Source organism: Prevotella sp. kh1p2 (assembly GCF_900111525.1).
Lineage (GTDB): Bacteria > Bacteroidota > Bacteroidia > Bacteroidales > Bacteroidaceae > Prevotella.
Map to the genome: position 1 here is coordinate 68,628 of NZ_FOHY01000014.1, position 13,059 is coordinate 81,686.

General features: G+C 44.2%; 12 protein-coding genes. All 12 read left to right on the forward strand.

All coding sequences use genetic code 11. The features are described from left to right. The 12 genes from BMW31_RS09450 (at position 1) to BMW31_RS13305 (ending at position 13,020) form a co-directional block, all read left to right on the forward strand. A complete protein-coding gene (locus BMW31_RS09450; protein WP_091824681.1) occupies positions 1 to 822 on the forward strand; it encodes an NAD-dependent epimerase/dehydratase family protein in 822 nt (273 codons plus the stop codon). After that, positions 819 to 1,970 carry a glycosyltransferase gene (locus BMW31_RS09455; protein WP_091824684.1) on the forward strand — a complete coding sequence of 384 codons (1,152 nt, stop codon included), beginning with the start codon at positions 819 to 821 and terminating at the stop codon, positions 1,968 to 1,970. Before BMW31_RS09450 ends, BMW31_RS09455 begins: the two co-directional genes overlap by 4 nt. A gap of 2 nt (positions 1,971 to 1,972) precedes the next feature. Then, on the forward strand, positions 1,973 to 2,581 hold the full coding sequence (locus tag BMW31_RS09460; RefSeq protein ID WP_091824687.1) for a sugar transferase: 609 nt from the start codon (positions 1,973 to 1,975) through the stop codon (positions 2,579 to 2,581). A 2-nt stretch (positions 2,582 to 2,583) separates the two neighbouring features. Further along, complete coding sequence (locus BMW31_RS09465) at positions 2,584 to 3,549, forward strand: ATP-grasp domain-containing protein (RefSeq protein ID WP_091824691.1); 966 nt, start codon at positions 2,584 to 2,586, stop codon at positions 3,547 to 3,549. Continuing rightward, positions 3,539 to 4,180, forward strand: a complete 642-nt coding sequence (locus tag BMW31_RS09470) for an HAD family hydrolase (RefSeq protein ID WP_255404927.1) — start codon at positions 3,539 to 3,541, stop codon at positions 4,178 to 4,180. Before BMW31_RS09465 ends, BMW31_RS09470 begins: the two co-directional genes overlap by 11 nt. Before the next feature lie 26 nt (positions 4,181 to 4,206). After that, on the forward strand, positions 4,207 to 5,535 hold the full coding sequence (locus BMW31_RS09475) for a DegT/DnrJ/EryC1/StrS family aminotransferase (RefSeq protein ID WP_091824697.1): 1,329 nt from the start codon (positions 4,207 to 4,209) through the stop codon (positions 5,533 to 5,535). A 167-nt stretch (positions 5,536 to 5,702) separates the two neighbouring features. Continuing rightward, positions 5,703 to 7,658 (forward strand): polysaccharide biosynthesis protein, encoded by a 1,956-nt coding sequence (locus BMW31_RS09480; protein ID WP_091824700.1) that lies wholly within the window; start codon positions 5,703 to 5,705, stop codon positions 7,656 to 7,658. 808 nt (positions 7,659 to 8,466) lie between these two features. Then, complete coding sequence (locus tag BMW31_RS09485) at positions 8,467 to 9,843, forward strand: UDP-glucose dehydrogenase family protein (protein WP_091824703.1); 1,377 nt, start codon at positions 8,467 to 8,469, stop codon at positions 9,841 to 9,843. A gap of 13 nt (positions 9,844 to 9,856) precedes the next feature. After that, positions 9,857 to 10,918, forward strand: coding sequence for an AAA family ATPase (locus BMW31_RS09490; RefSeq protein ID WP_091824706.1), 1,062 nt, complete (start codon positions 9,857 to 9,859; stop codon positions 10,916 to 10,918). Beyond that, a complete protein-coding gene (locus tag BMW31_RS09495; RefSeq protein WP_091824709.1) occupies positions 10,915 to 11,592 on the forward strand; it encodes a DUF4276 family protein in 678 nt (225 codons plus the stop codon). Before BMW31_RS09490 ends, BMW31_RS09495 begins: the two co-directional genes overlap by 4 nt. Before the next feature lie 12 nt (positions 11,593 to 11,604). Next, positions 11,605 to 12,807: a hypothetical protein gene (locus BMW31_RS09500; protein WP_143049180.1), complete on the forward strand. Its 1,203-nt coding sequence runs from the start codon at positions 11,605 to 11,607 to the stop codon at positions 12,805 to 12,807. Between the two features lie 3 nt (positions 12,808 to 12,810). After that, positions 12,811 to 13,020: a hypothetical protein gene (locus BMW31_RS13305; RefSeq protein ID WP_143049181.1), complete on the forward strand. Its 210-nt coding sequence runs from the start codon at positions 12,811 to 12,813 to the stop codon at positions 13,018 to 13,020. The last annotated feature ends 39 nt before the right edge of the window (positions 13,021 to 13,059 follow it).

The window sequence follows — 13,059 nt, forward strand, 5'->3', positions numbered from 1 at the left end:
ATGAGAGTGTTAATTGTAGGTTCCCATTCATATATAGCTCGGCATTTCATGAGCTATGTAGGTCAGTATCACCCATCAATAGAATTAGGAACGATTACTGTAAGGGATGCAAATTGGAATAAAACCCGATTTGAAGAGTATGATGTAGTTGTTTATTTCTCTGCAATCGTCCATCATCCCGATATAACAGATGAAGGACTCTATGATGAAGTGAATGCAGAAATTCCCAAGCAAATGGCATCGTTAGCCAGACTGCAGGGAGTGAAACATTTCATTTATCTTTCTACTGTAGGTGTCTGGGGACTGGGACCAAAGTTCAATTATACTATTACCATCAGCAAGGATACGCCTTTAAAGCCCAATTCGTTGTACGGAGTCTCAAAACTCAAGGGGGAACAACAACTGCTGGCTATGGCGACAAACAGTTTTATAGTTACTGTGATACGATTGCCAAATGTATATGGCGAAAATTGTCCTGGTACCTTTTACCAACGTTTGCGTTTTTTATCTCATTTATATGTATTGCCAGTCTGTAAAGAAAAGAGACCTTTTTCGATTATCAGTGTGGGCAATGTGGCAAGGGCTTTGTTGAATACAATAAGCAAGGAACTGTCAGGCATAATATGCCCACAAGACCCCGAGATAATCAGTATTGTAGACAGAATCAGGGAAATGGCTCAAAATTCAGGTCGCCGGCAAGTTCAGTTTCGTGTAAATTCACAACTTTTATCATGGTTCTATAAAATGAACCCAAATAAGTACATGGATAATTTATATGGTGGATATTATATTGATACCAATTCATTCCCCAATATTTTATGAACCGGAGAAATAAAATCTGTTTTGTTGTCTCGTCGCCAATGACAGCCCAGGCTTTTCTGCAAGGACACATCTGCAGCTTAGCTAAAGATTTTGATGTTTATTTAGTTGCTAATTTTAAAAGCCATGATGAAATCTCAGAGTTGTATATCAAAGATGCTTTCCAGTTGGATATCTACAGAGAGATATCTATTAAGCATGATATAGCAGCTGTTGCCAAATTGTACTCATATTTCCGTCGTGAGAGATTTGACGCAGTTCATTCAATTACTCCTAAAGCAGGTTTGATAACGGCTCTCGCGGCGTATTTATCAGGGATTAAACATCGTATTCATATATTTACAGGGCAAGTCTGGGCAACCAAACATGGCTTTGATCGCTTTTTGCTTAAGAGTATTGATAAACTCATAGTCTTGCTGGATACCGATATTCTGATAGACGGAAAGTCTCAACGCCAGTTCCTACTTTCAGAGGGTGTGCTTTCTGCCCGGAAATCTCAAGTCTTTGGGGAAGGCTCTATTAGCGGAGTTAATATAGATAAATTTACACCAGACGATACGATACGGAATAAGGTCCGGAAGGAAATCGGTATACCCAATGACGATATAGTGTATATGTTCTTAGGCCGTCTCAATCGGGATAAAGGTATCTATGAGCTCCTTTCTTCTTTTAATAAATTGGCTGCAAATTATAAGAATGTCTATTTGCTGATAGCAGGTAGTGATGAGGAGGGGTGTTTAAAGCATTTACCGGAGTACCCGTCTATATCTGATAAAGAAAATTTTCATTATTATGGCTTTACAAAGACGCCGGAAATATTACTAAATGCGGGTGATATATTCTGTCTTCCATCTTATCGTGAAGGGTTTGGTTCAAGTGTTATTGAAGCATCAAGTATGGAGTTGGCTGTCATCTGTTCAGATACTTATGGCGTAATGGATGCTATGGTAGACAATGAAACTGGGCTTAGGTGTAAAGTTGCCGATATAGGCTCCTTGTATGATTGCATGGCTGCCTTTGTCAAGAAGCCATCTCTAATAAGAACTTTTGGTATGAAGGGACGGCAGAGGGTAATTGAGAAGTTTAGTGGAGAATTGGTAACTAACCATTGGGTCGACTTTTATCACACTCTTTTAAACGATAAAGTATAATAATGTATCAACATTTTTTTAAGCGCATATTTGATTTTTGTATTGCATTAATTGCCATAGTCTGCTTGTCACCACTATTCATAATAGTCACTGCATGGCTGTATTTTGCGAATAAAGGGGCGGGGGCTTTCTTTTTGCAGCAACGGCCAGGACTTCACGGCAAAGTTTTCAAGGTGATAAAGTTTAAAACTATGACTGATGAAAAGGATGCAGAGGGTAACTTGTTGCCTGATGAGAAGCGGTTCACACCTGTGGGCAGATTAGTTCGTTCTACTTCCATCGACGAGTTACCCCAGTTTTTCAATGTGCTACGAGGTGACATGTCGCTGATAGGTCCTAGGCCTCTTTTAGTACAATACCTGCCACTATATTCCCCCGAGCAGGCTCGCCGTCATGATGTGAGACCCGGAATTTCGGGCTGGGCACAATGTCACGGGCGTAATGCTATATCATGGACACAGAAATTTGAATATGATGTATGGTATGTTGACCACTGCACGCTACTTACAGATCTGAAGATTGTAGCCTTGACAATCAAGTCTGTACTGAAACGGGAAGGAATTTCTGAAGAAGGATATGCAACAATGGAAACTTTTAATGGTCATAACTAATAATGATAAATAACATATTGATAACCTCAGTCGGCCAACGGGTAACACTTACTGAGATCTTTCAAAAGACAGCAAAGGATTTGGGTCTGGATGCCAAAGTTTACACTACCGATATGGATCCTACGATGGCACCGGCCGGATACATTTCAGACAAGTGCTTTCAGGTAAGTAAGTGTACGGATTCTGGATATGTTGATGATTTGATAACAATATGTAAGGATAATGACATCCATCTCATTATTCCTACTATTGATACTGAATTGGCGGTGTTGGCAGAGAATAAATCTCGGTTCACAGAGGATGGAATACATGTGATGGTATCTGATATCGATTTTATTCGTACATGCAGGGACAAACGCAGAATAGCAACATTCTTGGCCAAACTTGGAATTCAGACACCAAAGCCGGCAGATAAGTATCATCCTGTGTTTCCTATGTTTGCCAAGCCTTATGATGGGTCTCTGAGTACAAACTTGCATGTTATCAGGAATGCGGATGAGTTGACACCTGAGATTTTAAATGACCCCAAGTTGATATTCATGGAGTATATCGACAAAAATGAATTCAAGGAATTTACTGTCGATATGTATTATGGCAAGGATCACTATGTGAAGGGTATTGTTCCTCGTGAACGATTAAAAATCAGGGCGGGGGAAATAAATAAGGGAATAACGCGCAAGAATGGTATTGTTGGCTTCCTGAAGCAGCGGATGAGTTACCTTCCAGGGGTGATAGGATGTATTTGTATCCAGTTGTTTTACCGTGAGTCAGATGCTAAAATCTTTGGAATTGAGATAAACCCTCGTTTTGGTGGTGGCTATCCTCTATCGTATTATGCTAAGGCTAACTTTGCGGACTATATGCTCAGGGAGTACGTTCTGCATGAGTCTGTCGGTTACTCTGACGATTGGCTTGACAACACCTTGATGTTACGATATGACAAAGATGTGATTGTATATGACAAATAAGGTTGTTGTCTTTGATTTAGATGATACTTTATATCCGGAGATTGATTTCTTGAAGTCGGCCTACCGGGAGATTGCTCTGCTGGCGAACGATGCCGGAGCTTATTCGTACATGATGGAATGTTATGCAAAAGGACAGAATGTCTTCCGTTGCTTTATTGATAAATATCATATAGGTATGACAGTTGACGATTTGCTTGATATTTACAGAAACCATGTACCACACATTCAGATGTCAGAAGACACTAAGCAAGCGCTTAGAATATTGCATAGAATAGCAGTCCTTGGTATAATTACTGATGGAAGAATTGTAACCCAGACCAATAAGATAAAAGCGCTAGGGCTTGATGAGTTCATTCCTATGGACAATATTGTCATTTCAGAAGCATTTGGCTATGAGAAGCCGTTGTCGGAACCTTATCTGTTTTTTGAGACTCGGTTCCCTGGTTGCCGCTATACTTACATTGGTGATAATATTTCCAAGGATTTCGTTGCTCCTAACCATTTAGGATGGAACACCATTTGCCTATTGGATAAAGGATATAATATACACTCGCAACGTATTGATGTAGAGCAATCTTCCTGCCCTCAGTCTTGTGTAGAAAGCCTTTGCCGAGCAGTGCAGTTGATATAGTATTTTGTAATTAATATTAAAATAAAATGGATAGGAAAAGAATCTTGCTTTGTCTGGCCCACATGAGTGGGAACGAGATGAAGTACATACAAGAGGCTTTTGACACGAATTGGGTTGTACCATTAGGTCCCAACGTGAACGCATTTGAAGAAGAACTGAAACATTTCGCCATATCGAAGCCCGATATTAATGCCGGTCAGGTCAGTGAAACGGATGATTCCGACAGGCTGTGGCCGCAGTCTTGGCCCGAGCTTCAGGACAGAGAGGTGGTGGCTTTGTGCTCCGGAACGGCAGCCGTACATTTGGCGCTGGTCGGCTTGGGTGTCGGTCAAGGTGACGAAGTGCTTTGCCAGAGCTTTACATTTTGTGCCAGCAGCCATCCTGTGACCTATGTGGGAGCCGTTCCTGTTTTTGTTGACAGCGAGAAAGATACGTGGAACATGAATCCTTCACTGTTGGAGGAGGCCATCAAGGACCGTATCCGAAAAACCGGTCGGAAACCGAAAGCCATCATCATCGTATATTTGTACGGAATGCCCGGCAAGATAGCAGAGCTGTTGGCAGTGGCTGATAAGTACGGCATTCCTGTTATTGAGGACGCTGCCGAAGGTTTGGGTTCGCGCTATGACGGTAGGGTAGTGGGCACGTTCGGATGCTATGGGGTGATGAGCTTCAACGGTAACAAGATGATAACGACATCGGGCGGAGGTGCACTGGTTTGTCCCGACAGGGAGTCGAAGAACAGAATTATGTTCTACGCAACGCAGGCTCGCGAGGCTTTCCCGTATTACCAGCATGAGCAGGTGGGTTATAATTACAGATTGAGCAATATCTGTGCCGGCATAGGGCGCGGCCAGATGACGGTTCTCGATGCACACATTGCCCACCATCGTCATATAGCCTCCATGTATGCCGAGGCTTTCGACGGAAGCCGGGGCATCCTCTTCCACGGTAATCCCGACAGTCATTGCAATTCCAACTTCTGGCTGAACACTGTCACACTCTCTCCCGATTTGCGTGTGAAAGGGCAGGAGCGGGCTTACCATGCAGCCATTCAAGGAGCCGTGGGGGGAGCAGCCGGAGTGGTGCATGCCACTGGACAGGTTCACACAGATTGTGAGCCCGGCGCCAACGTAGAAGCCATGCGATTATATCTTGATGAAGCCAATATCGAGAGCAGGCCCTTGTGGAAACCCATGCACAAGCAACCAGTCTACAAAGATTGCCCGGCTTACGTGAATGGCGTGTCGGAAAAATTGTTCAAGTGTGGCCTTTGCCTGCCGAGCGGACCGATGGTAACCGACGATGATGTACGGTACATCATCTCGCAAATTTATTCAGCCTGCGACTGCTGATGGTCAGACTGGGGGAATGGGCATGTGCACATCCTTTTTTTATACACATTCAAGCTCGAATTACTGTTTCCTTTGTATCTGACAAGCATGTTTTTTTTGTCCATAATTTGCAGGATATGATATTTTGCCGTATCTTTGCAAAATAAAATTGGAGAGTTTGAGTTTATATGAAGTTTATTAGGAATTTAGTTGATAAACTGCTCACTTGGTACTTCACCAAAAATGCGTTGCCATATTGGTGTGTGTTGATTGCCGATTGTTTTATCTGCTATTTGGCTGGTTTGTTCACATTTTGGATTTCGTCCAGCGCTTCCGCGGTTTTAGCCAACTTCGTCTATGTCTCTAAGACCATCGTCATTTACATGGTCTTCAATTTGATTGGTTTCCGCGTTTTCCACACTTATGCCGGTATCATCAGGTATTCATCGTTTGTCGACCTGCTGCGCGTGGCCTATGCCATGGCTTTGTCATGCGTAATAGCAGAGATAGCTCACTACGGACTCTACTATTGGAACTACGATTTCATGAAGTTGGACGCACGCCACATCTTGCTTATGTACATCTATGCTACCATTGGCATGTGGCTGTTCCGTATTATTCTGAAAACGGTATTTGACGTTATATTTACCTCCGACAGGGATTTGCGCACCTTCATCTACGGAGTCAAGGCAGGCGGTGTGGCCCTTGCTAAGAACATTCGGAGTGCAAAGCCTTCACGTTTCCAGCTGAAGGGCTTCATTGCCAACGAGAAAGGATACCACGGTCGGGTGCTGATGGGAGTGAGAGTCTACGAGGTAAGAGAAGACTTTGAGCAACTGCTCAAAACCCATCGTGTGCAGGCGGTCTTGGTTTCGCCTTTGCAGAACGAAGCGTTCCGCAGCGATGAGCGCTTGCAGGACATGCTCATAGCAGCGGGCGTCAAGATTTACATGTCGCCCAAAACGCAGGAGTGGAAGCCGGATGATGACATTTCTAAGGTTCAGTTGAAGGAAATCAGTATAGAGGATTTGCTGCCGCGCGACCAGATACAGGTCGACATGAAAGCTATTGGGAACCTGCTGCACGGCAAGAAGATTCTCATAACAGGTTCGGCAGGCAGCATCGGTAGCGAGATACTGCGCCAGATATGCGATTACCATCCGGCAGAACTCATGCTGATAGACTTAGCCGAAACGCCACAACATGACATACGCCTGATGATGTCGAAGCGTTGGCCTGAAATTAAGACCACAACCGTGGTAGGCTCCATTGCCAACCAGGAGCGCATGGAGATGGTGTTCAGCCAGTTCCGCCCCGACTATGTGTTCCATGCAGCAGCCTACAAACATGTGCCCATGATGGAGAACAATCCCTCGGAGGCTGTACAAAACAACATATGGGGCACCAAGATAATTGCTGACCTTAGTGTAAAGTATGGTGTAAAGAAGTTTGTTATGTTGAGCACTGACAAAGCCGTCAATCCAACCAACGTGATGGGGTGCTCCAAGCGCATCTGCGAGATTTATACCCAGTCGCTCAATAAAGCCATTGCCAGTGGTACTCTACAAAAGGTTTCCTCATTTTCTGCCGGCGTACAAACACAGTTCGTTACCACCCGTTTCGGTAATGTGCTGGGCTCCAACGGTTCTGTCATTCCGCTCTTCGAAGAGCAAATCAAGGCCGGAGGCCCCGTTACGGTTACCGACCCCAACATTATTCGCTACTTCATGCTCATACCGGAGGCTTGCAAGCTCGTGCTCGAAGCCGGCACCCACGGCAAAGGCGGCGAGATATTCGTATTTGATATGGGAAAGCCTGTACGCATAGCCGACTTGGCCAAGCGGATGATCATGTTGTCTGGGGCAAAAAACGTGAATATCAAATACACAGGCTTACGTCCCGGCGAGAAGCTCTACGAAGAGGTGCTCTCCACCGACGAGAACACCATTCCCAGCTTTCACGATAAAATTCGCATAGCCAAAGTTCGGGAGTACGATTATGATGAGGTGGAGAAAGAAATCGAAGAGCTCTACGAGATATCGAAAACCTACGACCCGATGGCCATTGTCAGGAAAATGAAGGAAATCGTTCCTGAATACAAATCCAACAATTCTGTATTCTGCACACTTGACAATGAGGCATAGCCAGTGCTTGCTTTGGCTTTATCGAGCCACAGAGATACCACTTTCAGTATAGTCGGCAGTGCTTACAGTAGAATCTTTTGCACTTTCTGCAACATTGACACGACGGAGACAACAGGCCTTCAGTGAATCATTACTCGCTGAGGGCCTGTTTGTTTTTCTATGTATCTCCAAACTTCGGTCTGGGGTAATGAAGGCCGCATAGATATCTGTTGCGGTTATGAGAGCTATGCTTCGGGAACTTTCGACACTTGTCGCATGATTGTTTGACAAGTGTCGTACGATCATGCGACAAGTGTCGAAAGTTCTACAGATAGCGATCGCTGCAAGCCGAAACCGGTAGTTTATAACCCGAATACAGCTGTTCGGAATTATTCATATAGTGGAACTGAATCTACAGTGGCCTGCAGAGTGGCTTGTTCTGCCATTTTTTGGAGCCCGACAGCAGCCTTTTTCATTAACATTCTGCAAGAAGCTTGCCCATTCTTGCGCCCTTTAAGTTAAAAACACTGTATTTAGCATGCAGATTAAAATAAAATTGTTACTTTTGCATCGTGTTTTCAAACATGCGTATTAATTAGGTCTGCAAGCCGCTCACTATCTTTCAACAGTGCTCTTTGCCATTGTGATAATGCTCTGAAACGGTGCGGCTTATTGGCGGAAACATTTAATGCGTAGAATCGTTCTCTACTTCTTCCCGTTTGGAAGGAGGAGGAGAAGTTGGATTTGACCGCTAACAGATAGCTGTCAAACTGATTTCCGGAGCGTTTCGCCGTTTTGTCATCATCATCAGGAAACAATAAGCATATAAATGAACATAGCAATAGTTGGAACCGGTTATGTAGGTTTGGTCTCCGGCACCTGTTTTGCAGAAATGGGCGTTGACGTGACATGCGTCGATGTAGATAAGGAGAAGATTGAGCGCTTGCAGCAAGGTGACATTCCTATCTATGAGCCCGGGCTCGACGAAATGGTGCTCCGTAATCAACGCGAAGGGCGCCTGCATTTCACGACAGAGCTGAAGAGCTGCATCAATGACGTGGAACTTGTGTTCAGTGCAGTGGGTACTCCGCCCGACGAGGACGGCAGTGCCGACCTGAAATATGTGCTCAGCGTGGCCCGTGAGTTTGGGCAGCTCATCAGCAAGTACACCGTTTTGGTAACTAAGTCAACGGTTCCTGTGGGCACTGCACGCAAGGTGAAAGCAGCCATACAGGCAGAACTCGACAGGCGAGGTGTCAACATTCCTTTCGATGTGGCATCTAATCCGGAGTTTCTCAAGGAAGGTGCCGCCATCAAGGACTTCATGAGTCCCGACAGGGTTGTTGTGGGTGTGGAGTCTGAACGTGCCAAGGAGCTCATGACACGCTTGTACAGACCGTTCATGCTCAACAATTTCCGCGTCATCTATACCGACATCCCTTCGGCCGAAATGATTAAATATGCAGCCAACTCAATGCTTGCTACGCGCATCAGCTTCATGAATGACATTGCCAATCTGTGCGAGTTGGTGGGCGCCGATGCCGAAATGGTGCGCAAAGGTATAGGTTCCGATACCCGTATCGGCCGCAAGTTCCTCTATCCCGGCTGTGGTTATGGCGGCAGTTGCTTCCCCAAGGACGTCAAAGCTCTGGTCAAGACGGCCGAGAAGAACGGCTATGACATGCAGGTACTGAAGGCTGTGGAGAGCGTAAACGCCCGCCAGAAGACGGTTCCGTATCGTAAGTTGATAGGCTATTACGCGGCCGACAGACAGAAAACTGTTGCCGATGAAGAGGTACTGAAGGGTAAAACGATTGCCGTTTGGGGACTGGCTTTCAAGCCAGAAACCGACGATATGCGTGAGTCCACATCACTGGTTACACTCGAACTGCTGCTGAAGGCCGGCTGTAAAATTCGCGTCTACGACCCCGTTGCAATGGAGGAGTGCAGGCGCAGAATGGGTAATGAGCCCTTTGCCGGACTGATAGCCCGCCATGGCGACATTTACTATGCCACCGATATGTACGATGCAGTGCTCGATACCGATGCCTTGCTGATGCTCACAGAGTGGAAGCAATTCCGAATGCCCAGCTGGGGCGTGCTCAAGAAAACCATGCGCGAGCCGCTCATCATCGACGGCCGCAACATCTACGACAAACATGAGCTGGCCGAGTATGGGTTTATATATAAAGGTATAGGGCAGTAAATTAAGAATTTGTATGATAAAAGAGATAAAGATAGAAGGATATAAATCCATTCAGTCTATGACTCTGCAGCTTCGCCCCATCAACATCCTGATAGGGTCAAACGGTGTTGGCAAGTCCAATTTTATCTCTTTTTTCAAGCTTGTAAATAACATATATGAGCAGAACCTCCGGAGGTTTTCCATGGAGCAGGGGGCTGACCGTATGCTGTATTATGGCCGTAAGTGTACGGACAAGATACATGGTTTCTTGGATTTTGGCGCAAACCAATATTCATTTAATTTGGGTGCTAGCATCGATGGAGCCTTGTATATACAGGAGGAGAGTTTGTATTCTGGCCGTACTGACAGTTATCCGAAGCGCAATATGGCAGAAAGTTCCATAAAGACTTCCAGCTATACCAGAGATCGCTATCTCAGCAGTCAGTTTGAGAATTATAAGATTTACCATTTTCATGATACCGAGGAGAATTCCAAACTACGTAGCGTAAGTAATGTGGATGATAACGAACGACTGAAGACCAACGGATCCAATCTGGCTGCCTTTTTATATTATCTCCAACAGGTGTCGCCAAAATCACTCCGACGAATAGAACTGAATGTTAAGAGCGTGATGCCCTATTTCGAGAGTTTTGTACTTGTGCCCCGGAAGCTGAATCCCAACGAGATACAGTTGGTATGGAAAGATAATTCAGACATGGAAGGATTCTTCACGGCAGCAGATCTTTCCGATGGCAGTTTGCGTTTCGTAGCCCTGTCGGCATTGCTTATGCAGCCAGAACTTCCGTATACCATTCTCATAGATGAGCCCGAGTTGGGCTTGCATCCTGTGGCGATAGCAAAATTGGCAGGAATGATAAAATCGGCAACAGAGCGAGGATGCCAAATGATAATATCAACTCAGTCAGTTGATTTGATTAACAATTTTACGCCCGAGGATATCATTACGGTAGATAGAAAAAACGGACAATCCGTATTCAATCGATTGACCCAACATGAATTAGAAAAATGGTTGGATGATTATTCTTTGGGAGAATTGTGGAATAAAGGTATCATCGAAGGCCAGCCGCGTCTATGAAAAGACTCATATTTATTGTGGAAGGCGAAACTGAAGAAGCATTCGTAAACAACATTCTGAGGCCATACTTTAAAACGGAATGCAACTTCTACAATATCGTTTGCTTTAAACTAAAACATTCGCGTGGGGGTGTCTCCAAGTATAAATATATTAAGAATGATTTGGTGACAGCTATCAACGAGTCAGATGCAGTAGTGACGACTATGATCGACTTTTATCAAATACCAAAAGATGTGCCTGGTTATGCCGAGTCTTTGCAAATTTTAAAGAATGAGCAGCGTGTAGCAGTGATTGAAGACAAAATAAAAGAAGATTTGGTTTGTCATTACGAAAAGGCTGCTACAACTTTCATTCCTTACATTCAACTACATGAGTTTGAAGCAATTCTGTTTTCTTCTGATAAGGGTTTCACTGAGTTATTTGATGCCAGAGAAGCTGATTTTGAAGAACTGCAGCGAATAATGAAAACTTTCCCCAATCCTGAAGATATAGACAATGGCTCAAATACCGCCCCCTCAAAACGGCTGATGAATTGTATAAAGGGTTATGAAAAGGTTCTTTATGGTTTTGCTCTTGCTGATGAAATTGGTGTCGTTGAAATAATGAGGAAATGTCCACATTTTAAGCAATGGATAGAGAAACTCAAGCGAGTAATTGATACATCTAATATCTAGTTAAGTAATTCTATGCAAAAACAATTTCTTTTTGTAATGCTTTTGGCATTGTTCGTCAATTGTATGCCAATGTTCTCAGAAGAGTATTCGCATAACTTTAGAACCAAAGACTTTCAACAAGGTATGAAGACCGTCGATGGGGTGGTGGAGTGGACTCTTGATACGGACGGCCCCTTGGCTGGTATTGATGATCCTAAACTGCATTGTGGTACTACCGATAAGGCCATCAGCTATCTTACACTTTCAACTTCAAGTATAAAAGGCGAGATTTCGTCAGTAAGCGTTGTAGCCGATTGTGCCCAAAGGCAGACGGCTACCTTGGAGGTAAAAGTGGGTGAGAAGGTTTTCACTTATCTTGATGAGCCTCGAGGCGTTGTAAGAGCAAATGATAAAGCAGATACGCTCTTTGACTTTAGAGGATCATCTTCCGGTGAAATTTCTATCAAACTATCTTACGCAAAGAAGACAAAAAACGCACTATATATAGGTAAAGTTGTGATAACCTACAATGATGGAACAGAAGAAGTTATCCGATTAGATGAAGCAGTAGATAATAGCACTGCAATTACGAAAGCTGTGAGTAATGGAAAACAGGCTGTAGAACTTCATCGAACCTTATCACCAGACTATTGGAATACGTTCTGTGTACCTTTTGCTATTTCTGCCGATGCAATTAACAGCACTTTTGGCGGTGCAGAGATACGTGAATTCTCTGGTAGAGTAGAGGGTGGCGTGATGATATTTACTAAGACTGACTCTATCAAAGCAGGTACACCATATCTCGTCAAGCTGGTCACGAGAGTCGAGAATCCCAAGTTCGTGGATGTACCAATCACGGAAGTTCAGCCAAGTGCTGTACAAGACGAAACTGGACTGTATGCGTTTGTTGGAATTTACAGCCCGTATAAGTTGAAAACCGACGGCACAGAGCAGTTTCTTGGTAACGGTGATTATCTTAAAATTCCAGAGTCCGAAGAACGTGCTACTATGAATGGCATGCGTGCCTATTTCCGTCTACTTGTAAAGCAAGATGGTTCAGGTGCCAAGATTTCTATAATAGATTCCACAACTACGGATATTTCCCAGCTTGCAATTTCACCCGGTAAAACAAGGAAGGGAGTTTACACCATAAACGGCCAGCATGTGGGCCAGTCGCTTCAAGGTTTGCCGCAGGGTATATATATTGTAGATGGGCATAAAATAGCAATCAAATAAGCCATGAAAAAGAAATACACACAACCTCGTTGCTTCACTATAACCGCCAGCACGACTATCTCCATACTGGCTGGCTCGCAAAACAATAAAGTATCTGAAACCGGAGAGGAAGTAACAACTGATAGAGAATCCGGTACAGGAGATGCCGGCTATGCCCATGCAAAATTATGGAGTTGTGAGTGGAACATAGAGAAAGAGACTTTGCCACAGTAGCAGTATCTACTATATAGAAAATATCAACCGAGTTGAATA